The organism is Streptomyces sp. NPDC006552 (genome assembly GCF_040611655.1).
Lineage (GTDB): Bacteria > Actinomycetota > Actinomycetes > Streptomycetales > Streptomycetaceae > Streptomyces.
In genome coordinates, this window is sequence record NZ_JBEXOS010000070.1 from 1 (window position 1) to 21,197 (window position 21,197).

The 21,197-nt window shown below is 71.8% G+C and carries 23 protein-coding genes; 8 read left to right on the plus strand and 15 right to left on the minus strand.

Going from position 1 to position 21,197, the window contains the following annotated elements:
- Positions 1-382 precede the first annotated feature (382 nt).
- Positions 383-1,024, minus strand: coding sequence for a DNA-3-methyladenine glycosylase (locus tag ABZY33_RS29935; protein ID WP_356494826.1), 642 nt, complete (start codon positions 1,022-1,024; stop codon positions 383-385).
- A 133-nt stretch (positions 1,025-1,157) separates the two neighbouring features.
- Here ABZY33_RS29935 and ABZY33_RS29940 point away from each other — a divergent pair, with 133 nt between their 5' ends.
- From ABZY33_RS29940 to ABZY33_RS29950, 3 genes are all read left to right on the plus strand, one after another.
- On the plus strand, positions 1,158-1,940 hold the full coding sequence (locus ABZY33_RS29940; protein ID WP_356494827.1) for a sporulation protein: 783 nt from the start codon (positions 1,158-1,160) through the stop codon (positions 1,938-1,940).
- A gap of 79 nt (positions 1,941-2,019) precedes the next feature.
- Positions 2,020-2,562: a YbhB/YbcL family Raf kinase inhibitor-like protein gene (locus ABZY33_RS29945; protein ID WP_356494828.1), complete on the plus strand. Its 543-nt coding sequence runs from the start codon at positions 2,020-2,022 to the stop codon at positions 2,560-2,562.
- Positions 2,563-2,706: 144 nt separating this feature from the next.
- Complete coding sequence (locus ABZY33_RS29950) at positions 2,707-3,222, plus strand: HNH endonuclease (RefSeq protein WP_356494829.1); 516 nt, start codon at positions 2,707-2,709, stop codon at positions 3,220-3,222.
- Positions 3,223-3,293: 71 nt separating this feature from the next.
- Here the strand turns inward: ABZY33_RS29950 and ABZY33_RS29955 are convergent, their stop codons facing one another.
- The 3 genes from ABZY33_RS29955 to ABZY33_RS29965 form a co-directional block, all read right to left on the minus strand.
- The gene (locus ABZY33_RS29955; protein ID WP_356494830.1) at positions 3,294-4,229 is read right to left on the minus strand and encodes an SPFH domain-containing protein; all 936 of its coding nucleotides are present in this window, start codon (positions 4,227-4,229) and stop codon (positions 3,294-3,296) included.
- A gap of 126 nt (positions 4,230-4,355) precedes the next feature.
- Entirely contained in the window at positions 4,356-4,787 is a 432-nt protein-coding gene (locus ABZY33_RS29960; RefSeq protein WP_356494831.1) for an NfeD family protein, read from the minus strand.
- Between the two features lie 74 nt (positions 4,788-4,861).
- Positions 4,862-5,659: an ABC transporter ATP-binding protein gene (locus ABZY33_RS29965; protein WP_356494832.1), complete on the minus strand. Its 798-nt coding sequence runs from the start codon at positions 5,657-5,659 to the stop codon at positions 4,862-4,864.
- A gap of 167 nt (positions 5,660-5,826) precedes the next feature.
- Here ABZY33_RS29965 and ABZY33_RS29970 point away from each other — a divergent pair, with 167 nt between their 5' ends.
- Entirely contained in the window at positions 5,827-6,609 is a 783-nt protein-coding gene (locus ABZY33_RS29970) for a hypothetical protein (protein ID WP_356494833.1), read from the plus strand.
- Between the two features lie 85 nt (positions 6,610-6,694).
- Here the strand turns inward: ABZY33_RS29970 and ABZY33_RS29975 are convergent, their stop codons facing one another.
- The 4 genes from ABZY33_RS29975 to ABZY33_RS29990 form a co-directional block, all read right to left on the minus strand.
- Positions 6,695-6,934, minus strand: a complete 240-nt coding sequence (locus ABZY33_RS29975; RefSeq protein ID WP_356494834.1) for a chaplin — start codon at positions 6,932-6,934, stop codon at positions 6,695-6,697.
- A 200-nt stretch (positions 6,935-7,134) separates the two neighbouring features.
- Positions 7,135-7,380, minus strand: coding sequence for a chaplin ChpE (gene chpE / locus ABZY33_RS29980; protein WP_356494835.1), 246 nt, complete (start codon positions 7,378-7,380; stop codon positions 7,135-7,137).
- Positions 7,381-7,549: 169 nt separating this feature from the next.
- Positions 7,550-8,191: a response regulator transcription factor gene (locus tag ABZY33_RS29985; protein ID WP_356494836.1), complete on the minus strand. Its 642-nt coding sequence runs from the start codon at positions 8,189-8,191 to the stop codon at positions 7,550-7,552.
- Positions 8,184-9,329, minus strand: coding sequence for a GAF domain-containing sensor histidine kinase (locus tag ABZY33_RS29990; RefSeq protein WP_356494865.1), 1,146 nt, complete (start codon positions 9,327-9,329; stop codon positions 8,184-8,186). Before ABZY33_RS29990 ends, ABZY33_RS29985 begins: the two co-directional genes overlap by 8 nt.
- A gap of 532 nt (positions 9,330-9,861) precedes the next feature.
- On the opposite strand from ABZY33_RS29990, the gene ABZY33_RS29995 reads away from it, so the two are divergent.
- Complete coding sequence (locus ABZY33_RS29995) at positions 9,862-10,629, plus strand: transglycosylase SLT domain-containing protein (protein ID WP_356494837.1); 768 nt, start codon at positions 9,862-9,864, stop codon at positions 10,627-10,629.
- A gap of 139 nt (positions 10,630-10,768) precedes the next feature.
- Here the strand turns inward: ABZY33_RS29995 and ABZY33_RS30000 are convergent, their stop codons facing one another.
- Complete coding sequence (locus ABZY33_RS30000) at positions 10,769-13,297, minus strand: FHA domain-containing protein (RefSeq protein WP_356494838.1); 2,529 nt, start codon at positions 13,295-13,297, stop codon at positions 10,769-10,771.
- Between the two features lie 267 nt (positions 13,298-13,564).
- On the opposite strand from ABZY33_RS30000, the gene ABZY33_RS30005 reads away from it, so the two are divergent.
- Both ABZY33_RS30005 and serB read left to right on the plus strand, forming a co-directional pair.
- Positions 13,565-15,427, plus strand: coding sequence for a streptophobe family protein (locus ABZY33_RS30005; protein ID WP_356494839.1), 1,863 nt, complete (start codon positions 13,565-13,567; stop codon positions 15,425-15,427).
- A gap of 82 nt (positions 15,428-15,509) precedes the next feature.
- Positions 15,510-16,763, plus strand: a complete 1,254-nt coding sequence (gene serB / locus ABZY33_RS30010) for a phosphoserine phosphatase SerB (RefSeq protein ID WP_356494840.1) — start codon at positions 15,510-15,512, stop codon at positions 16,761-16,763.
- A 7-nt stretch (positions 16,764-16,770) separates the two neighbouring features.
- Here serB and ABZY33_RS30015 read toward each other — a convergent pair whose 3' ends face one another.
- The 4 genes from ABZY33_RS30015 to ABZY33_RS30030 form a co-directional block, all read right to left on the minus strand.
- Positions 16,771-17,289: a histidine phosphatase family protein gene (locus tag ABZY33_RS30015; protein WP_356494841.1), complete on the minus strand. Its 519-nt coding sequence runs from the start codon at positions 17,287-17,289 to the stop codon at positions 16,771-16,773.
- A 91-nt stretch (positions 17,290-17,380) separates the two neighbouring features.
- Positions 17,381-17,587 (minus strand): hypothetical protein, encoded by a 207-nt coding sequence (locus tag ABZY33_RS30020; protein WP_356494842.1) that lies wholly within the window; start codon positions 17,585-17,587, stop codon positions 17,381-17,383.
- 169 nt (positions 17,588-17,756) lie between these two features.
- Positions 17,757-17,876, minus strand: a complete 120-nt coding sequence (locus tag ABZY33_RS30025; protein WP_356494843.1) for an SGM_5486 family transporter-associated protein — start codon at positions 17,874-17,876, stop codon at positions 17,757-17,759.
- Positions 17,877-17,905: 29 nt separating this feature from the next.
- Positions 17,906-19,183, minus strand: coding sequence for an MFS transporter (locus ABZY33_RS30030; protein ID WP_356494866.1), 1,278 nt, complete (start codon positions 19,181-19,183; stop codon positions 17,906-17,908).
- 109 nt (positions 19,184-19,292) lie between these two features.
- Here ABZY33_RS30030 and ABZY33_RS30035 point away from each other — a divergent pair, with 109 nt between their 5' ends.
- Positions 19,293-19,985, plus strand: coding sequence for a FadR/GntR family transcriptional regulator (locus tag ABZY33_RS30035; RefSeq protein WP_356494844.1), 693 nt, complete (start codon positions 19,293-19,295; stop codon positions 19,983-19,985).
- Here the strand turns inward: ABZY33_RS30035 and ABZY33_RS30040 are convergent.
- Both ABZY33_RS30040 and fabI read right to left on the minus strand, forming a co-directional pair.
- Entirely contained in the window at positions 19,963-20,328 is a 366-nt protein-coding gene (locus ABZY33_RS30040; protein ID WP_356494845.1) for a hypothetical protein, read from the minus strand. The genes ABZY33_RS30035 and ABZY33_RS30040 overlap by 23 nt on opposite strands.
- 81 nt (positions 20,329-20,409) lie before the next feature.
- Positions 20,410-21,195, minus strand: coding sequence for an enoyl-ACP reductase FabI (gene fabI / locus ABZY33_RS30045; protein ID WP_356494846.1), 786 nt, complete (start codon positions 21,193-21,195; stop codon positions 20,410-20,412).
- Positions 21,196-21,197 lie beyond the last annotated feature (2 nt).

Below are 21,197 nucleotides of genomic sequence, written 5' to 3' on the forward strand. Positions count from 1 at the left end.
TTTGGCACGCTGTTGAGTTCTCAAGGAACGGACGCTTCCTTTGTACTCACCCGAGAGACTCTCTCGTGGCTTTCCTCCGGGCGCTTCCCTTCGGTGTTTCCAACCTTACCAGATCCGTTTTCCGTTCCGCTTCCGGTTCGGAATTCATTTCTGGTGGCCGCTGGAGAGGCCTTGCCTTTCGGCGAGTTCACTACGTTAGCCGATTTCCCCGGTGACTCATAATTGAGTTTCGCGAGTTCGAATTTCGACATGCAGGCACGCCGAAAAGGACCCCGCTAAGGGAGATCGTGAGTAAGTAGTGGTTTGGCCGCTTCCGGTTGCTGGCTGAACGCCATACCCGGTCAAGCGGCTCGGACCACATTACGGATCGCGCAAGACCGCGTCAAGTTCGTCGGCGCCGCGGCGTATGGGCCCGGTACGGGCTCACCGTCGGGTCGTCCGCGATCCAGAAGCGCCAGGGGTGGACGCCGCCTTCGCCGCCGACGCCGGTGCGCGGGCCGCTGCGTACCTGGTCAGCCGGGACCGGAGTGCCCTCCAGGACCCTCACCGGGGAGGTCTCGGAGGCGCAGGCGTCCGTGCCGTCGAGAGCGCGGTCCACGCCCAGGGCCGTGGCGAGGCGGGCCGGGCCTTTGGCCAGTTCCTTGTCCTTGCGGGCCGAGAGCCGACGGGTGCGGGCGAGTTCGGCGCCCTCGGTGATCTGGCCGGCGCGCAACAGAACCCCGCTCGCCGTGCCCGCGGGGCCGCAGACGAGGTTCATGCAGTGCCACATGCCGTAGGTGAAGTAGACGTACACGTGTCCGGGTGGTCCGAACATCACGCTGTTGCGCGCTGTCTGTCCTCTGTACGCGTGGGAGCCGGGGTCGTTCGCGCCGTCGTAGGCCTCCACCTCCGTAAGACGGAGCTCGATCGGGCCGGCCGTGGTGTGGTGCACCAGCGTGCGGCCCAGGAGGTCGGGGGCGACGTCCAGCACTGGGCGGTCGAAGAACTTGCGGGTCAGGGGCGTACGGTCAGGGGCCGCGATCATGCCGTCCGAGGGTAACCGAACGGCCGGTGCGGGCACGTGCGGAACCGGTGGCCGGTGAACCGCGTTTGTGTCAGCAGGACCAGCTGGTCCGGTGGTCGCGAGATCACGGTTCACCTACGGAGGAGATCGAGTCATGGGCTTCAAGCGGCTGTTGGCAAGTCTGGGTGCGGGCGGCGCATCCGTCGAGACGGTGCTCACCGAGGCCAATGTCGTGCCCGGAGGCGTCGTCCAGGGCGAGGTCCGGATCCAGGGCGGGTCCGTGGACCAGGAGATCGAGGGGCTCTCCGTCGGCTTGCAGGCCCGGGTCGAGGTCGAGGGCGGGGAGCAGGAGTACAAGCAGGACGTCGAGTTCACCAAGGTGCGGCTCGGTGGTGCGTTCCAGCTGAAGGCGGACGCGGTGCATGTGGTCCCCTTCGGCCTGGAGATCCCCTGGGAGACGCCGGTCACCACCATCGACGGCCAGCAGCTGCGCGGGATGAACATCGGGGTGACCACCGAGCTGGAGATCGCCCGGGCCGTGGACTCGGGTGACCTGGACCCCATCAGCGTGCACCCGCTGCCGTCGCAGCAGGCGATCCTGGACGCCTTCATCGGGCTCGGCTTCCGCTTCAAGAGCGCGGACATGGAGCGTGGGCACATCCGGGGCACGCGCCAGCAGCTGCCGTTCTACCAGGAGATCGAGTTCTTCCCGCCGCAGCAGTACCGGGGGCTCAACCAGGTGGAGCTGAGCTTCGTGGCCGACGACCGGCAGATGGACGTCGTCCTGGAGATGGACAAGAAGCCCGGCCTGTTCAGTGAGGGCAGCGACACGTTCCGCTCGTTCGTCGTCGGGCACCACGACTTCCAGGGCACCGACTGGTCGGCTTATCTGCACCAGTGGCTGTCGGAGGTCGGCAGCCGGAAGAACTGGTTCTAGGGTTTGGGACGTCGGTTCCGGTAGAACCCGGGACTGAACCCTTGATGCAGTACAGACCCGTGATTCAGGAGGTGTCGTCGTGACCGAGCAGCCCGAGCGGGCGCCGTTGCCGCATGACTTTCATCCGCAGGTGCCGTCCTTCACCGTGGTGAGCGAGGACTTCGAGCCGGGTGGCGTGCTCGACGACGCCCAGGTCCAGGCGGGCGGGAACACGTCGCCGCAGTTGCGGTGGGAGGGCTTCCCGGCGGAGACCAAGAGCTTCGCCGTCTCGTGCTTCGACCCGGACGCGCCGACCGGCAGCGGGTTCTGGCACTGGTCCCTGTTCGACATCCCGGCCTCGGTGACGGAGCTGCCGGCCGGGGCGGGCAGCGGCGCGTTCAAGGGCCTGCCCGAGGGTGCCGTCCAGGTGCGCAACGACTACGGGGCGAAGGAGTTCGGGGGCGCCGCGCCGCCGGCCGGGGACCCGGCGCACCGTTATGTCTTCACGGTGTACGCGGTGGACCAGGAGAAGCTCGGGATCGACTCCGACGCCTCTCCGGCGGTCGTCGGCTTCAACCTGCGGTTCCACACGCTGGCGCGGGCGCAGGTCGTCGCCGAGTACGCGGCTCCCGCGGAGAGTTGACGTTCACCGGACGTTTGCCCGCTCCTGGTCTTGGAATTGATCAGGGGCGGGCATTTTTTATTGCGTTGTCCATCTCGGCGGGCGCGGCCAGAGTTGACGCACGGACGCCGAGGGGTGATCCGTTGCGTACGGGAGGTGGGCAGGGTGCGGGACACATTGGTGCTGAACGCGAGCTTCGAGCCGCTCTCGACGGTGACGCTGAACCGAGCCGTCGTGCTGGTGCTGCAGGACAAGGCGGTCGTCGAGCAGGCCCACCCCGAGCTACGCATGCGCGGAGCGGCGCTCGATCTTCCGGTGCCGCGGGTGATCAGACTCTGCAGATACGTGCGGGTGCCGTTCCGAAGACGCGCGCCGTGGTCCAGGCGCGGGGTGCTCATCCGGGACCGTCACCGGTGCGCGTACTGCGGGCGGCGGGCGACGACCGTGGACCACGTGGTGCCGCGGTCGCAGGGGGGCGCGGACGCCTGGCTGAACACGGTGGCGTCCTGCGCCGAGGACAATCACCGCAAAGCGGACCGGACGCCGGAGCAGGCGGGAATGCCGCTGCTCAGGCAGCCGTTCGAGCCGACCCCGGCGGACGCGATGCTGTTCTCCCTGGGGGCGGACGAGCAGGCGGCGCTGCCCGGGTGGCTGGGCCGGCAGCAGAAGGCCGCGGCGTAGCCGGAGCGGACCGTACGCAGACGGGCCGCCGACCTCATGGTCGGCGGCCCGCTCCGCTCTGTCCGGCGCGTTCAGTCGATGGGGGGTGTCTCCCGGCGCTCCTTCGCGGCGGCCGGGGCGGGGCCGCCGGCCATCGGCCCGAAGTTGCCCATGGCGCCGCTCAGCCCCTTGAGCGCGTCGCCGATCTCGCTGGGGACGATCCAGAGCTTGTTGGCGTCGCCCTCGGCGATCTTCGGCAGCATCTGGAGGTACTGGTAGGCGAGGAGCTTCTGGTCCGCGTCCCCGGCGTGGATGGACTCGAAGACCGTACGGATGGCCTGCGCCTCGCCCTCGGCGCGCAGGGCCGCCGCCTTGGCCTCACCCTCGGCCCGCAGGATCGCGGACTGCTTCTCGCCCTCGGCGGTGAGGATCTGGGACTGGCGGATGCCCTCCGCGGTGAGGATCGCGGCGCGCTTGTCACGGTCGGCGCGCATCTGCTTCTCCATCGAGTCCTGGATGGAGGTGGGCGGCTCGATCGCCTTGAGCTCGACGCGGTTGACGCGGATGCCCCACTTGCCGGTGGCCTCGTCGAGGACGCCGCGCAGCGCCGCGTTGATCTCCTCGCGGGAGGTCAGGGTCCGTTCCAGGTCCATGCCGCCGATGATGTTGCGCAGGGTCGTCACCGTGAGCTGCTCGATGGCCTGGATGTAGCTGGCGACCTCGTAGGTGGCCGCCCGCGCGTCGGTCACCTGGTAGTAGATGACGGTGTCGATGTTGACGACGAGGTTGTCCTGGGTGATCACCGGCTGCGGCGGGAACGGCACCACCTGTTCGCGCAGGTCGATGCGGTTGCGGATGGAGTCGATGAAGGGGACGACGATGTTCAGGCCCGCGTTCAGTGTGCGGGTGTACCGGCCGAACCGCTCCACGATGGCCGCGCTCGCCTGCGGGATGACTTGGATGGTCTTGATCAGGGCGATGAAGACCAACACCACCAGAATGATCAGGACGATGATGATCGCTGACATCGCGTCTCCCGTGCCCTTCGTGCGGTTGTCCCTCCGGCGCCGTCGCGTCGGAAGATCATGAGATCGTGCTGGTCGAGTCTGTCAGAACCACCCATCCGGCGGGGCGAGTTCAGGTCACCCGCGGACTCAGATGACGATCGCTGTCGCTCCCTCGATGTCGACCACGTCGACCTGCCGGCCCGGTTCGTACGCCGCGTCGCCGTCGAGGGTGCGGGCGGACCAGATCTCGCCGCCGAGCTTGATCCGTCCGCCGCTCGCGTCGACGCGCTCGACGACGGTGGCCTGTCTGCCCCTGAGGGCGTCGATGCCGGTGGCCAGGGTCGGATTCTGGCGGCGCTGACGTACCGCGATGGGGCGTACGACGGCGATCAGCGCGCAGGAGACGACGGCGAAGACCACGACCTGGAGGACGGCTCCCCCGCCGAGCCCGGCCGTCACGGCTCCGGCGACGGCGCCCGCGGAGAGCATGCCCAGTTCGGGCATGGCGGTGATGACGAGCGGGATTCCGAGCGCGACCGCCCCGATCAGCCACCACACCCAAGCGTCTATGTCTGCCACATGGCCATGGTAGATCGGCGGACCACCGTGCCGACAGGGGACGATCGGGCCCCCGGGCCGGCCGGGTGCGCGGGTCAGCCGAGGGGGAGGCCGGTGGCGCTCCAGCGGTCGGCCCGCTGCTCGACGACGAGGGGGAGGCCGAAGCAGCGCGAGAGGTTGCGGGAAGTCAGCTCCAGCTCCAGCGGGCCGGCGGCGAGGACCTGGCCCTGACGGATCATCAGGACGTGGGTGAAGCCCGGGGCGATCTCCTCGACGTGGTGCGTGACCATGATCATCGAGGGGGCGATCGGGTCGCGGGCGAGGCGGCCGAGGCGGCGGACGAGGTCTTCGCGGCCGCCGAGGTCGAGACCGGCGGCGGGCTCGTCGAGGAGGAGCAGCTCGGGGTCGGTCATGAGCGCGCGGGCGATGAGGGTGCGCTTGCGCTCGCCCTCGGAGAGCGTGCCGAACTTGCGGTCCAGGTACTCGCTCATGCCGAGGCGGTCGAGGAAGGCGCGGGCGCGCTGCTCGTCGATGTCCTCGTACTTCTCCTGCCAGCCGGCGGTCATGCCGTAGGCGGCGGTGAGCACGGTCTGCAGGACCGTCTGGCGCTTGGGCAGCTTCTCGGCGAGGCCCATGCCGGCGATGCCGATGCGCGGGCGCAGGTCGAACACGTCCGTGCCGGGCCGGCCGAGGGTCTCGCCGAGGATGGTGGCGGAACCGCTGCTCGGGAAGAGGTAGCTCGAGGCGATGTTCAGGAGGGTGGTCTTGCCCGCGCCGTTCGGTCCGAGGATGACCCAGCGCTCCCCCTCCTTCACCGACCAGGAGACCTGGTCCACCAGAGCCCGGCCCTCGCGGACCACGGATACGTCCTCCAGCTCCAGCACATCGCTCATGAGCGCGTTGTCTCCCATTGCAGTCTCGGCCGTCTCGCGTGCGTCCCTGAGGTCCGGCCTGTTCGGCGCTGGACGCAGCCCCCTGGGGAAAACCTACGCCACTGGTCCGGTGGTCCATTCCATCGGCCGGGGTTTTGGCGTTCCACGGAGCTTCTATGGTGGGGCTCATGCTCTCGGAACCACGCTCTGGACGTCTCGCGGCATGGGGGAACGCCCTTCTTGCCGGTCTTGTCGCGCCCGACGACGCGGCCCTCGCGATCGTCGGGGAGGACGCGGTGCACCGCGTCGAGGGGATCCCCGGGGAGGCGGGTCCTGTCGGGCTGACGCTGGCGCTCGGCCGGCTGCGCGCCCTCGGGGTCGGCGGCCTGCGGATCGCGCTGCCCGCCCCCGGGCACCCGCTGGGGCTGAGCGGGCCGCCGGAGTTCAACGCGCGGGCCGTCGACGCCGAGGAGGCGGTCATCTGCACGGGCGCGGCGCTCGGGCTGATCCCCGAGGTGTACGAGGCCGGGCCGGAGGGTGACGTCCACGTCGAGGTGGTCTGGCACTGCCTGCCGGTGCGCCAGGCGCCGCCCGCGGACGTCCCGTCGCTGGGCGAGGCCGAGCGGGAGCTGGCGGAGGCCCTGCGGGAGGCCACGCAGGTGCTGACCCGGCTGGACGTGGCGGGCTCCGGGCCGCTGGCGGAGGCGGCCGTCGACGCGTACCGGGCCCGGGCCGAGCGCGGCCGTGAGGCGCTGGCCCCGGGTTATCCGCCCCGGGCCGTACGCGTGCTGGAGCTGGCGCAGCGGGTGGGGCTGCTGGTGGAGCTGGCGTACGAGAGCGGGCACGGCGGGGCGGTGAGCGCCTCGGAGATGGGGGCGCGGGCGGTGGCGCTGCGGCCGGTGGAGCGGACGGCGCGGCGGGCGCAGGTCGCGGCGTACAACGCGTATGTGGAGGAGCAGCTGCGGGGGTGAGGGACGGGCCCGCGCCGGGGCCGGACCGACCGGAGCCCCGCGGCCTGATGGCCGCGGGGCTCCGGTGTGCCTGCCTTGCGGGACGTCAGTCGTTCGCCGCGGTGTTGCCGAAGGTCGGGTTCAGCAGACCGATGACGTTGACCGAGTCGCCGACGACGTTGACCGGGATGTGGACCGGCACCTGGGCCTGGTTGCCGGAGATGACGCCCGGGGACGTCGTGGCCGCGCCCTCGGCGCCCGCGTCGGCGACGGCGGCACCGGCCGAGGCGCCCGCGGCGATACCGGCGACGGCTACGGCCAGAGCGGCCTTCTTGGCGATGTGCATATGAAGTGTTCCTCCAGATGGTGCGTTTCGGCCCCAAAGGCGAGCCGCACGGTGAGCAACGCCGGGGCCGGACGGAGGGAAACGGGGCGGTAGCGGCATACGCCCGAACGGATCAACGGACCCGCGACGGGCCGACAGCGCTCCGGCCCCCGGGGCGTAGCACCCGGGGGCCGGTGGTCCTGGGGACCCTGAGGCCTGTGTCAGCCGTTGAAGCCGGCGTTGCCGAAGGCGGGGTTCAGCACGCCGATGACGCTCACGCTGTCGCCCACGGCGTTGACCGGGATGTGGATCGGGGCCTGGATCAGGTTGCCCGAGCCGACGCCCGGCGAGTGGACGGCCTTGCCGTTCGCGTGCGCACCGTCAGTGGCGGAGGCGAGACCGGCACCGGCGGCGACCAGACCACCGGCGACGAGGGTGACAGCCGCGGCCTTCTTCAGGTTCTTCACTTCGGGATCCTCCTTGCGATCGCCGCGGCCAGCCGCCGCGGCACGCCATGGAGAACGCGCCCCCGTCCGGCGGGATACGCCGAACGGGGTACGAATACACGACAGTATGAATCTCTCACCGGCCGGGAACCGCCCCTGCCGGGGCGCAGTAGTGCGCGGAGCGGGTACGTCAGCCGGCGGCGCCGTGCCGTACGGCCCACAGGGCCGCCTGGGTGCGGTCCGCCAGGTCGAGCTTCATCAGGATGTTCGACACGTGCGTCTTCACCGTCTTCTCGGAGAGGACGAGGGCGCGGGCGATCTCCCGGTTGGAGCGGCCGTCGGCGATCAGGCCGAGCACCTCGCGCTCCCGCTCGGTGAGGGAGCCGGCCCTGCCCTGGCCGCCGCCGGTCTCCTCCTGGGAGAGCAGGGCGTCGGCCACCTCGGGCTGGAGCAGGATGTGGCCCGCGTGGACGGAGCGGATGGCGCCGGCCAGGGCGTCGGGGTCGACGTCCTTGTACACGTAGCCGGCGGCTCCGGCGCGCAGGACCGGGACCACCGTGCGCTTCTCGGTGAAGCTGGTCACGATCAGCACGCGCGCGGGGTTGCCCAGTTCGCGGAGTCTGCGCAGCGCGGCGATGCCGTCCATGCCGGGCATCTTGACGTCCATGAGGACGACGTCGGGGCGCAGCTCCCCGGCCCGCTCGACCCCTTCGGCGCCGTCCGCCGCCTCGCCGACGACCTCGATGTCGTCCTGCACCTCCAGGAACGTGCGCAGGCCCCGGCGGACGACCTGGTGGTCGTCGACGAGAAGCACTTTGATCGGTTCAGCCACCGGGGACCTCCATGTCGATGGTGGTGCCCTTGCCGGGCTCGGATTCCACGGTGAGCCGGCCGCCGACGCCGCTGGTCCGGTCGCGCATGGAGACCAGGCCCAGGTGGCGTCCCGCGCGGCGCACCGTCTTCGGGTCGAAGCCCGCGCCGTCGTCGGTGACGCGGAGCGCGGCGCCGGTGCCCCGTCTGTCCACGCTCACCTGGACGTGCTCCGCGCCGGAGTGGCGCAGCGCGTTGTGCAGCGCCTCCTGGGCGACGCGCAGCATCGCCTCCTCCTGGGCGGCGGGCAGGGCGCGGATGCCGGCGGCGGCGAAGGTGACGCGGGCGGTGTGGGCGCGGTCGAGGACCTGGACGTGCGTCCGCAGGGTGGCGAGCAGGCCGTCCTCGTCGAGGGCGGCGGGGCGCAGCTCCACGACGGCCGCGCGCAGCTCCTCGGTGGCCTCGGCGGCGAGTGCGACGACGTGGCGCAGCTCGTCCTTGGCGCGGGCCGGGTCGCGGTCCACGAGCGTGGCGGCGGCCTGGGCGGTGAGCCGCAGCGAGAACAGTTTCTGGCTGACGGCGTCGTGCAGTTCGTGGGCGAGCCGGGAGCGCTCCTCGGCGATGGTGAGCTCGCGGCTGCGCTCGTAGAGCCGGGCGTTGGTCAGGGCGATCGCGGCGTGCTGGGCCAGGATCTGGAGCAGCTCCACGTCCTCCTGGGTGAAGCCGCAGCCGCCCTGGGGCCGGGGGCACCGCTTGTTGGCGAGGAAGAGCGCGCCGATCGTCTCGTCGTCGTCCTTGATGGGCAGGCCGAGGAAGTCGGACATGTCCGGGTGGGCGGCGGGCCAGCCCTCGAAGCGGGGGTCCTCGCGGACGTCGGCGAGGCGCTCCGTGCGCGCGTCGTGGAGCATCGCGGCGAGGATGCCGTGCTGGCGGGGCAGGGGGCCGATGGCCTTCCACTGTTCCTCGCTGACGCCGTCGACGACGAACTGGGCGAAGCCGCCGTGGTCGTCGGGGACCCCGAGGGCCGCGTACTCGGCGTCGAGCAGCTCGCGTGCCGAGGCGACGATCGTCTTGAGGACGTCGCGTACCTCCAGATGTCTGCTCATGGCCAGCAGCGCGGCGCTCACCGCGGCCAGACCTGTGCGGGGGCCGTGACTCATCATGGCGTCACGGTACCGGCGGGGCGCTGCGGAGCGGATCCGACCTCGGACGGCAGGCGCCTAGGGCTGTGGGCGTAGGGCGAAGGGTCCGGCCGGGTCCCCCGCCGTGCCGCGGACCGGGTCCGCTCTGTCTGAGGTACGAGGCCGGGAGGGCTCGTCTCCTCCCTACGGAGGAGACACCTCACCGTGTGCGTTGCGATGGCAACTGCACGTGAGAACGGCGGTGCCCCGCTGTGACGCCGCGCATAGGGCGCACGTCACGTACGAAGGCCGCTAGTGGACGACTCCGGGTCCTGAGTCCTGAGGCCGGGCGGGGTCCGGGGGTCTCGCACCGGCCTCCGGCGGCCGTTTCCGCGCCGCGAACCCACTACCCCGCTTCGTACGTCACACCTTTGCCACGGAATTTTGCGGCCGCTAAGAATGGCCTCCGTCGCTCAGCGCCGTCCGGGTCTACCCACGGCGCTCGTGTCCCAAACACGGCCCGTCCGGTTGCCGGCGAGCGGCCCCGTTCTTCGAGAGGTCCCCATCTCCCATGTCCAAGCACAGCTTCCCCGGCCATAGTCAGCTGACCCGCGTCCACAAGGTCTCCATGGCCGGTGTCGCCGCTCTCGGTGCCGCCGCCCTCGCGGTGACGCTGGTCCCGGGCCAGGGCGCGCAGGCGCAGGCCGAGACGGTCTCCTCCGCCCCGGTCGCCTACACGACGAACGCCGGCGCGCAGCAGATCAAGGACGTGCGGGCGAGCGTGACCGACCAGCAGGCCACCGCGTCGGAGAAGGCCAAGCAGGCCGAGGCCAAGCTCAAGGCCCAGCAGGAGGCCGAGGCGAAGAAGAAGGCGGACGCCGAGGCCAGGGCGAAGGCCGACGCGGACGCGAAGGCCAAGGCCGACGCCAAGGCCAAGGCCGACGCGGACGCCAGGGCGCAGAAGGAGCGCGAGGCCAAGGAAGCCGCCTCCCGTGCCGCCGCGCGCACGCCGGTCTACGCCAACAACCTGGACGGCTGGATCAAGCAGTCCCTGGACATCATGAAGGCCAAGGGCATCCCGGGTTCGTACGACGGGCTCTACCGCAACATCATGCGCGAGTCCACGGGCAACCCGAACGCGATGAACGGCTGGGACATCAACGCCCAGAACGGCACGCCCTCGATCGGCCTGCTGCAGGTCATCCAGCCGACGTTCGACACGTACCACGTCGAGGGCACCTCGACGAACATCTACGACCCGGTCGCCAACATCACGGCCGCCGCGAACTACGCGGCCGCCACGTACGGCTCCATCGACAACGTGGACAGCGCGTACTGAGCCCCGGTGACCGGCGCGTCCTGAGACTCATTGCAGGGACCTCTGGGTCCGGAACCCGCTGAAGACCCCCATGCCAGTGAAGGGCGGCACCCCGACGAGGGTGCCGCCCTTCACTGGCGTACGGGTGGGACAGGTGCCGTTACTTGCGCATGACCTCGGGCTCGTGGCGGCGCAGCAGGCGCGCGACCGCGAAGCCGCAGAGCACGCCGAGCGCGACCAGCACCGTGAGGTTGATGCCCCACTGCGCGACCGAGTGCTCCCACAGCGGGTCGAGGTCGCCCGGGTTCTTCGGGTCCCACGGCGGCATCAGGTGCGCGAGGTCGAGCGTGGCCCCGGCGGCGCCGATCGCCCAGCGCGAGGGCATCAGCCAGGCGAACTGCTCCAGGCCGATCGATCCGTAGATCTGGAAGAGGACGCCGGTGAAGACGACCTGCACGATGGCGAACATGACCAGCAGCGGCATCGTCTTCTCCGCGGTCTTCACCAGCGAGGAGATGACCAGGCCGAACATCATCGACGTGAAGCCGAGCGCGATGATCGAGATGCACAGCTCCAGCGCCGGCGGCATCAGCAGCCCTTCCTTCGGAAGGTCCCGCGGGAAGAAGCCGATGGCGCAGATGATGACGCCCTGGATGGCGGTGATGACGCCGAGGACGATGACCTTGGACATCAGGTACGCGGAGCGGGACAGGCCGGTGGCGCGCTCCCGCTCGTAGATGACCCGCTCCTTGATCAGCTCGCGGACCGAGTTGGCCGCGGCCGAGAAGCACATGCCGACCGCGATGATCAGCATGATCGTGCCCGCGTCGCCGTTGAACTTCGAGGGCGGTTTGGGCGGCGCCAGACCGAAGTCGGCCGGGATCACCACGGAGACGATGCCGAGGACCGCGGGCAGGATCACCATCAGCCCCAGGAAGCCCCGGTCGGAGGCGATCACCGACACATAGCGGCGGATCAGCGTGACGAGCTGGGCGCCCCAGGGCTGCGGCTTGGGCGGTTTCATCGCGGCGGGCGGCGGCATCTGCACCGGCTGGGCGGCTACCGCGTCGATGTCGGCGGCGTACATCTGGTAGTGCTGCGAGCCCTTCCAGCGGCCCGCCCAGTCGTAGTCGCGGTAGTTCTCGAACGCCGAGAAGACGTCGGCCCAGGTCTCGTAGCCGAAGAAGTTGAGCGCTTCCTCCGGCGGGCCGAAGTACGCCACCGAGCCGCCCGGTGCCATCACGAGCAGCTTGTCGCAGATCGCCAGCTCGGCCACGGAGTGGGTGACGACGAGGACCGTGCGGCCGTCGTCGGCGAGGCCGCGCAGCAACTGCATGACGTCGCGGTCCATGCCCGGGTCGAGGCCGGAGGTCGGCTCGTCCAGGAAGATCAGCGACGGCTTCGTCAGCAGCTCCAGGGCGACGGAGACGCGCTTGCGCTGGCCACCGGAGAGGGAGGTGACCTTCTTCTCCTTGTGGATGTCCAGCTTCAGCTCGCGCAGCACCTCGTCGATGCGCTGCTGGCGCTCCTGCACGCTGGTGTCCGCGGGGAAGCGGAGCTTGGCGGCGTACTTGAGCGCCTTCTTGACGGTCAGCTCCTTGTGCAGGATGTCGTCCTGCGGGACCAGACCGATGCGCTGGCGCAGCTCGGCGAACTGCTTGTAGAGGTTGCGGTTGTCGTAGAGGACGTCGCCCTCGTTGGCCGGGCGGTAGCCCGTGAGCGCCTTCAGGAGCGTCGACTTCCCCGAGCCCGAGGGGCCGATCACGGCGATCAGCGACTTCTCGGGGACGCCGAAGGAGACGTCCTTGAGGATCTGCTTGCCGCCGTCGACGGTGACCGTCAGGTGCCGGGCGGAGAAGGAGACCTCGCCGGTGTCGACGAACTCTTCGAGGCGGTCGCCGACGAGCCGGAACGTCGAGTGGCCGACGCTGACGATGTCGTTCGGGCCGAGCAGCGCGGAGCCACCCTTGGCCATCGGCTGGCCGTTGACGTACGTGCCGTTGTGCGAGCCGAGGTCGCGGATCTCGCAGCGGCCGTCGGGGGTCGCGTGGAACTCGGCGTGCAGCCGCGAGACCTGGAGGTCCGAGACGACCAGCTCGTTCTCGAGCGCGCGGCCGATGCGCATGACGCGGCCGAGCGAGAACTGGTGGAACGTGGTCGGGCTGCGGTCGCCGTAGACCGGCGGAGCCCCCGCGACGCCGCCGGGGCCCTGCTGGTTCGGCACCTTCTGCACCGGCGGCTGCTGCCACGCCTGCTGCTGGTGCTGCTGCGGCATCTGCGGCTGTTGTTGCCAGCCGGGCGCACCGGCCGCCGGCTGCTGCTGCGGCGGTGGCTGCTGCGCGAGCCCCGCGGCCTGCTGCTGTGCCTGCTGCGGCGGGGCCACGGCGGCGGCCTGGGCGCTGCCCCGCACGTCCACGCGCGGGCCGTCGGTCGCGTTGCCCAGGTGCACCGCCGTGCCGGGGCCGATCTCCAGCTGATGGATCCGCCGGCCCTGCACGTAGGTGCCGTTGGTCGAGCCGTGGTCCTCGATGACCCAGCCGCGGCCGCTCCAGCTGATCGTGGCGTGCCGCCACGAGACTCGCGCGTCGTCGAGCGCGATGTCGCCCTGCGGATCGCGTCCGAGGGTGTACGACCTGGACGGGTCGAGCGTCCAGGTTCTGCCATTCAGTTCCAGTACGAGTTCAGGCACTCCAGCCCCACTGAGTTGTCCCCCGAGTTGTGCCCCGTCATGGGGAGTCTAGGGATGTCGAACATCGTGAGGAACTATTTCAGGAACGCCCCTGTGACCGAAAGTCGGGCCTTGCGGCGGAGGTTGTGAAGACTCCCGGGCAGCCTCGGCGCCCGCGCCGTTGACGTGGCAGAAACGGCCCCGGAGAGTGGTAAGCGCCCACAACTCCCTACGGATCATGCGCAAAGGGGGTATCCGGGGCGACGCGGTACGGATCGGGGGGTCCTGATGGAGACCGGCCACGACACGAACCGGCGCGGGGATGTACCCGTGGCCGATGTGCTGCTTTCGGCCATCGCCGCGGTGAGCTGGGCCTTTGTCGGGATGGCGGGCGTCGCGGCGCTCGGGCTGCATCTGCTGCGGGCGGATTCGGCCGGGTCGCTCGGGCCGATGACCGCCGCGGTGGTGGCCGTCGGCGCCGGCGGCCGCGTGACGCCGTCCGGCGACGTGTCGGCCTTCGGCCTGGACGGCGCGCAGGCGCACACCGCGATCGCTGTCACGCCGCTGGGCGTGAGCCTGGTGGGCGCGCTCCTGATGAGCTGGTTCTTCCTACGTTCCCTGCGGGCGCGGGGAGTTGAGGTCCCGGCCGGGGAGCTGGTGGCGCGCGCGGGCACCGTGGTGGTGCTGTTCGTGGCGATGCTGGGCGGCCTCGCCTGGGCGGGTCACGACCTCATCACGATTGACGGCGCGAAGCTGGGCCTTGACGCCGCTCCGGGCGCGGGAGGTCTGCCGGACGGCGTCGAGGACCGGCTGCCCGGCGGCATCGGGGGGCTGCTCCCCGACCGGCTCGGCGATCTCGCGGACGCGAAGGCCTCCGTCGGTTTCACCGTGCAGACGGGTGCCACGCTGCTGGGCGGTGCGGCGTTCGCGGCCGGGGTGCTGCTGATCGCGCTGCTCGCCTCCCGCCGCACTCCCCTGCCGCGCGCCCTCGCGCCGGTCCACCGGCTGGTGCGGCCCGCCGCGTCGGCGCTGGTGACCGTGGTGCTGGTGGCGGTCCTCGCCGGTCTGGCCGCCGCCGCGTACGCGATGGCCGGTGACGACCGTCCCGAGCGGATCGCGGGCGCCGCGCTGCTCGGCGCGCCCAACGGGGTGTGGCTCGGGGTGCCGCTCGGTCTCTTCGTGCCCTGGGACGGGCGGGCGGCGGGCGCGCTCGTGAAGCTGCTCCCCGACCCGCTCGACGACCTCCTGCGCGTCTCGTCCGACCAGCCGGTGACGCTCGGGCGGCTGGCCGGACTCGACGGCCGGGTCTGGCTGTTGGCGCTCGCGGCGGCGCTGATGATGGTGTTCGCCGGGGTGCTGACGGCGGTGCGGACGCCGCGGGCGCCGGGGCGGGGCGCGGCGGGGTTCGCCGGGCGGTGCGCCGTGCGGCTCGGCGTGGTGACGGCGCTCGGGCTGCCGCTCCTGGGGTGGCTGACGGACGTCTCGGCGGACGCGTCCCTGTCGGTGCTCGGCCTCGACGCGTTCGACGCGGGGGTCGAGTTGCACGGAGAGCTGGGGATGGCGTTGCTGCTGGGTGTCGCGTGGGGCGCGGGGGCCGGGGCTGGCGGGGCGCTCCTGGCGTGCGCGAGCGGGGCGGCGGGGCGGCGGGCGGCACCTCTGGCCGCCGCGGCGGAGGGGACCCGGAGCAGCGGACCTCCGGGCCCCGCCGCCCCGACGGGCCCGTACCACCCGAGCCCCCCGTACCGGCCGTCGAACGCGGACACGAATCCCTATCTGCGGTCGTACGGGACCGGGGCATCCGGGTCCGGGGCCCGTCAGGCCGGGCGTGGTGGGTCCGGGGCGCGTCCGGCGGGGTCCGGGCCGGGGTCGTCCCCGCCCCGTGTCACCTGGCCCAGCCCTCCCGGGCCGGACGGCCGGGCCGAGCGGGGCCGGCCGGCGCACGAGCAGGAGACCCGGCGTCAGGAGGCGCCGCCCCGGGCCGCCCCGCGTCCCGGGCGCGCCGGTGACCCCACCGTGGCCGCGCCGCGGCGGCCCGGGGGCAGCGGGGGGTGGCCCACCCCGCCCGCTCCCCCGCCACCGCCGCCTCCGCCACCCCCGCCGGGCCCGAAAGGTGGCGGGCGGCGACGCCGCGAGGAGTGGGACGAGCGCTGAGCGGAGCCGGGCGGGGCCGCTCTGTCCGGTACGCGGACCACCACCGCGCGTCCGTACACAGGCCCGATAACGTAAGGGCATCATGAGCGCTCCGCAGCCCCAGCCTCCCGCTGATGCCCCGAACGTCGACGGACACCTGCCCGTGCCGGCCGACGTCCCGACCCTGCTGGTCAAGATCTTCGGCAAGGACAGTCCCGGCATCACCGCCGGGCTCTTCGACACCCTCGCCGCCTACTCCGTCGACGTCGTCGACATCGAGCAGGTCGTCACCCGCGGCCGTATCGTCCTGTGCGCCCTGGTGACCGAGCCCCCGGCCGGTCTGGAGGGCGAGCTGCGGGCCACCGTCCACAGCTGGGCGGAGTCCCTGCGGATGCAGGCCGAGATCATCTCGGGGATCGGTGACAACCGGCCCCGCGGTGTGGGCCGTTCCCTGGCGACCGTGCTCGGCCATCCGCTCACCGCCGAGTCGACCGCGGCGATCGCCGCCGCGATCACCGGGACCGGCGGCAACATCGACCGGATCTTCCGGCTCGCCAAGTACCCCGTCACCGCCGTCGAGTTCGCGGTCTCCGGGACCGATCCGGAGGAGCTGCGCACCACGCTCGCCACCGCGGCCGCCGAGCTGGGCGTGGACATGGCCGTCGTCCCGGCGGGGCTGCACCGGCGCGCCCAGCGGCTCGTCGTGATGGACGTCGACTCGACGCTCATCCAGGACGAGGTGATCGAGCTGTTCGCGGCGCACGCGGGCTGCGAGGACCAGGTCGCCGAGGTGACCGCCGCGGCGATGCGCGGCGAGCTGGACTTCGAGCAGTCGCTGCACGCGCGCGTGGCGCTGCTCGCCGGGCTCGACGCGTCGGTCGTGGACAAGGTCAGGAGCGAGGTACGGCTCACGCCGGGCGCCCGCACCCTGATCCGTACGCTCAAGCGCCTCGGCTACCAGGTGGGCGTCGTCTCGGGCGGGTTCACGCAGGTCACCGACGATCTGCGGGAGCGGCTCGGGCTCGACTTCGCGCAGGCCAACACCCTGGAGATCGTCGACGGCAAACTCACCGGCAAGGTCACCGGGGAGATCGTGGACCGGGCGGGCAAGGCGCGGCTGCTGCGCCGGTTCGCCGCGGAGGCGGGGGTCCCGCTGGCGCAGACCGTGGCGATCGGCGACGGCGCCAACGACCTGGACATGCTGAACGCGGCCGGGCTCGGCGTCGCCTTCAACGCCAAGCCGGTGGTCCGCGAGGCCGCGCACACCGCGGTGAACGTACCGTTCCTGGACACGGTCCTCTACCTGCTCGGCATCACGCGCGAGGAGGTCGAGGCGGCCGACGCCCAGGAGGGCTGAGCCGTCCTCAGCCGTTCGGCGACCAGAAGTCGGCGAGCCGGGCGGTGCCCGGCTCCAGGGACTTCCAGGGGCCGGTGAAGGTCAGCACGGCGAACGCGGCGGTCGGGAAGCCGGCCCGGCTCATCCGCCGGGCCGCGTCCGGCTCGGCCTCGCCGCCGAGCACGTCGGCGAGGCCCTGGACGCCCGGGTTGTGGCCGACCAGGACTGCGGAGCGGACGTCGTCCGGTGTCTCGTTCAGCACCGCGATCAGCTCGCCGGGGGACGCCTCGTAGATCCGGTCCTCGTAGACGGTCCTGGGGCGCTCGGGAAGTTCGGAGACGGCCAGCTTCCACGTCTCCCGGGTCCGCGCGGCGGTCGAGCAGAGGGCCAGGTCGAGGGGGATGCCGGAGTCGGCGAGCTTGCGGCCGGCGACCGGGGCGTCCTTGCGTCCGCGCTCCGCGAGCGGACGCTCGTGATCGGAGACCTGAGGCCAGTCCGCCTTCGCATGCCGGAAAAGGACGATCCTGCGGGGTTCTGCGACGCTCATGCGTCCCAGCTTCCCATGAAAGCGGCGGCGGGGCGCAGGGAGTTGGCGGGCTCACCCGACGGGGCCGGACGGGCCGGGCCGCAGTACGGGTCTAGCCGAGGACCAGTTCCTTCAGCCGCTCCGCGAGGTGCGCGAGGGTCGGATCGCCCGCCGGGGCCTGGGCGTCGGCCGGGTTGAGGATCAGCAGCAGGAGCGCCGCGAAGGCGACGGCGGGCAGCAGCAGCGCCCACCAGGGAAGCCGGGTCTCGGCGCGGCCCGCGGCCGACGGGTGGGTCCGGGGGTGCGTGGGGGCCGACATGGCATCCTCCGTGGTCCGTCGTCCTCGTCCGGTGGCCGACGCTCTCGGCTCCACTTCGAAGGTACGGATCCGGCGGGCCCCGGCCCATCCGGTGATCCACCCACTTCACCCTGACACTGGCCCCCTAGGGGATGGTGGAGTTAACCCCACCCCCGCGCGGGCGCCCGGGTCAGGGCGAGGCGAGCGTCGCGATGACGGCCACGATCACGGTGACGGCCAGCATCGCGCCGAGCACGAGCAGGAGCTTCTTCTGGCCGTTCTGGGGGTTCGGCTCGAGCACAGGCGACATGCGGCAAGTGTCGCACCTGTCCGCGCGGATCAGGACGCCGGGGCGGAGGTGGCGGCCTCGTCCTCGATGGTGCGGTTGCGGCCGGCGAGGACGCCCACCACGATCTGCGGCACCATCAGCGCGGCCATCAGCGCGATCGGGGCGCCCCAGCCGCCGCTGTGCTGGTACAGGACGCCGACGAGCAGCGGTCCGGGGATCGAGATCAGGTAGCCGGTGGACTGGGCGAACGCGGAGAGCTTCGCGACGCCGGCGCCGGTGCGGGCGCGCATGCCGACCATCGTCAGGGCCAGCGGGAAGGCGCAGTTGGAGATGCCGAGCAGGACCGCCCAGGCCCAGGCGCCGGAGGAGGGCGCGAAGTACAGGCCCGCGTACCCGGCCAGGCCGCACAGGCCGAGGGTGATGACGATCGGCCCCTGGTGGGTGAGGCGGGCGGCGACGCGGGGGATGACGAAGGCGAGCGGGACGCCCATCGCCATGACGACGGCGAGCAGCACGCCGGCGGTCGAGGCGGAGACGCCGGAGTCGCGGAAGATCTGCGCCATCCACCCCATCGTGATGTACGCGGCCGTGGCCTGGAGGCCGAAGAAGACGGCGAGGGCCCAGGCGGTGCGGCTGCGGGTGATGCGCAGTCCGTCGCCACCGCCGGTCCCGGCGGCCGGGCGGGCCGGTTCGGCGGGGCCCGCGCCCCGGTGGCGGACGAGCGGCAGCCAGGGAAGGACGGCGGCGACGCCGAGCACGGCCCACGCGACGAGCCCGGTCCGCCAGTTGCCGCCGAGCGCGTCGGTCAGGGGCACGGTCGTGGCGGCGGCGAGCGAGGTGCCCAGCGCGAGGGCCATCGAGTAGAGACCGGTCATGGAGCCGACGCGGTCGGGGAACCAGCGCTTGACGATGACGGGCATCAGGACGTTGCTCACGGCGATGCCCATGAGGGCGAGGGCGCTGGCGACGAGGAAGCCGACGGTGCTGCCGGTGTACGGGCGGATGATCAGCCCGGCGGCGATCGCCACCATGCCGGCGCAGACGACGGCGCTCGCGCCGAAGCGCCGGGCGAGGCGCGGCGCCATGACGCCGAAGACCGCGAAGCACAGCGGCGGCACGGAGGTGAGCAGCCCGGCGACGGTGCCGCTCATGCCGAGGCCGTCGCGGACCTCTTCGAGGAGGGCGCCGAGGCTGGTGATGGCGGGGCGCAGGTTCAGGGCGGCGAGGACGATGCCGACGGTCACCAGGCGCACGGCCCACGCGCGCGGGGCGGCGCCCGGCCCGGTGTGCTCGGCGGGTATCGGGGTCTCGGCGGTCGGTGGTGCCATCGTCGGGGTCGGTGTTTCCTCACTAGCCATGAGACCCATCTTAGAATCATGGGATGATTGGCTGTCCAATTGATTCGCGTCACGTACGAGCCAGGACGAAGGAACGCCGATGCCACTGACCCCTCCCGGGCGCTCGGCCCTGTCCGAGCAGGTCATCTCCGCGCTGCGCGCCCAGATCTCCTCGGGCGAGTGGCCGGTGGGCTCCCGCATCCCCACCGAGCCGGAGCTGGTCGAGCAGCTCGGCGTCGCCCGCAACACGGTGCGTGAGGCGGTGCGCGCCCTCGCGCACAACGGCCTGCTCGCCATCCGGCAGGGCTCGGGCACGTACGTCGTGGCCACCAGCGAGCTGGCCGGGGTGATGCAGCGGCGGTTCGCCGACGCCGATCCGCGGCACATCGCCGAGCTGCGCGCCACGCTGGAGTCGAGCGCGGCCCGGCTCGCCGCCGAGCGGCGCACCGAGCGCGACCTCAAGCAGCTCGACGCCGTGCACGTACGGCGGGAGGAGGCGTGGGAGGCGGGGGACACGGAGGCGTTCGTGACGGCGGACGCGACGTTCCACCTGGCGGTGGTGGCCGCGTCGCACAACGACGTGATGACGGCGATGTACGCGGACCTCGGCGAGGTGCTGCGGGACTGGCTGCGGGAGGACGTGGGCGAGCGGCTGACCGCCGAGAACCACATGGACCACACGCGCCTCGTCGACGCGATCCGCGAGGGCGACGCGGAGGCGGCCGCGGCCGAGGCGGCGTCCTATCCGTTCCTGTGCCGGCCCGGGCGGCTCACTCCGCCTTCCGGTGGCTGACCCAGGCGGTCCGTACGGTCTTCCAGCACCGGCCGTCCAGGCGGACGGTCTCGGCGGGGCCGACCTCGGCCGGCGCGGTGTCGGTGTCGATGTCCCACCAGGGGTCGCACTCGACGTGCAGCGCGATCCGGTCCACCGCGGGGTAGGGGTTGGTGCAGGTGGCGCTCGCGCGCGTGCCGTGGACGAGGACGCGGCAGCCGGAGCCGAAGAGTTCGCGCCTGTTCTCGCTCGCGTGCGGGTAGCCGCGGTTCCTGGCGGTGTCGGAGGCCGCGTCGCACGGCAGGGCGAGCAGCAGGGCCAGGGCGGCGAGAGCGGGCGCGGTCCGGCGGTGGGACAGGAGCACGGAAGGGACCTCCTCGCACCCAGGGTGCGGGAAGGCCCCTTCGCCCCGCCCGGCCGGTGGGCCGAACGGGGGACGCGTGATTCAGGCGCCGATCGCGTGCAGGCCGCCGTCCACGTGGACGATCTCGCCGGTGGTCTTCGGGAACCAGTCCGACAGGAGCGCGACGATGCCGCGGCCCGCGGGCTCCGGGTCCTCCAGCTTCCACTCCAGCGGGGAACGGCTGTCCCACACCGCGGCCAGCTCGCTGAAGCCGGGGATCGACTTGGCGGCCATGGATCCGAGCGGGCCGGCCGAGACGAGGTTGCAGCGGATGTTCTGCTTGCCGAGGTCGCGCGCCATGTAGCGGCTGGTGGCCTCCAGGGCCGCCTTGGTCGGGCCCATCCAGTCGTACTGCGGCCAGGCGAACTGCGCGTCGAAGGTGAGGCCGACGACGGACCCGCCCTCGCTCATCAGCGGCAGCAGCGCCATCGTCAGCGACTTCAGGGAGAAGGCGGAGACGTTCATCGCGGTGGCGACGGACTCGAACGGCGTGTTCAGGAAGTTGCCGCCGAGCGCGTCCTGCGGCGCGAAGCCGATGGAGTGCACGATGCCGTCGAGCCGGTCGCCCAGGTGCTCACGGACCTGGCCCTCCAGGCGGGCGAGGTGCTCCTCGTTCGAGACGTCGAGTTCGAGGACCTTGACCTTCTCGGGCCGGGGCAGCTTCTTGGCGATGCGCTCGGTGAGCGTCGGCCGCGGCCACGCGGTGAGGATGATCTCGGCGCCCTGCTCCTGGGCCAGCTTCGCGGCGTGGAAGGCGATGGAGGACTCCATCAGCACACCGGTGATGAGGATCTTCTTGCCCTCGAGGATGCCAGTCGTGTTCGTCATCG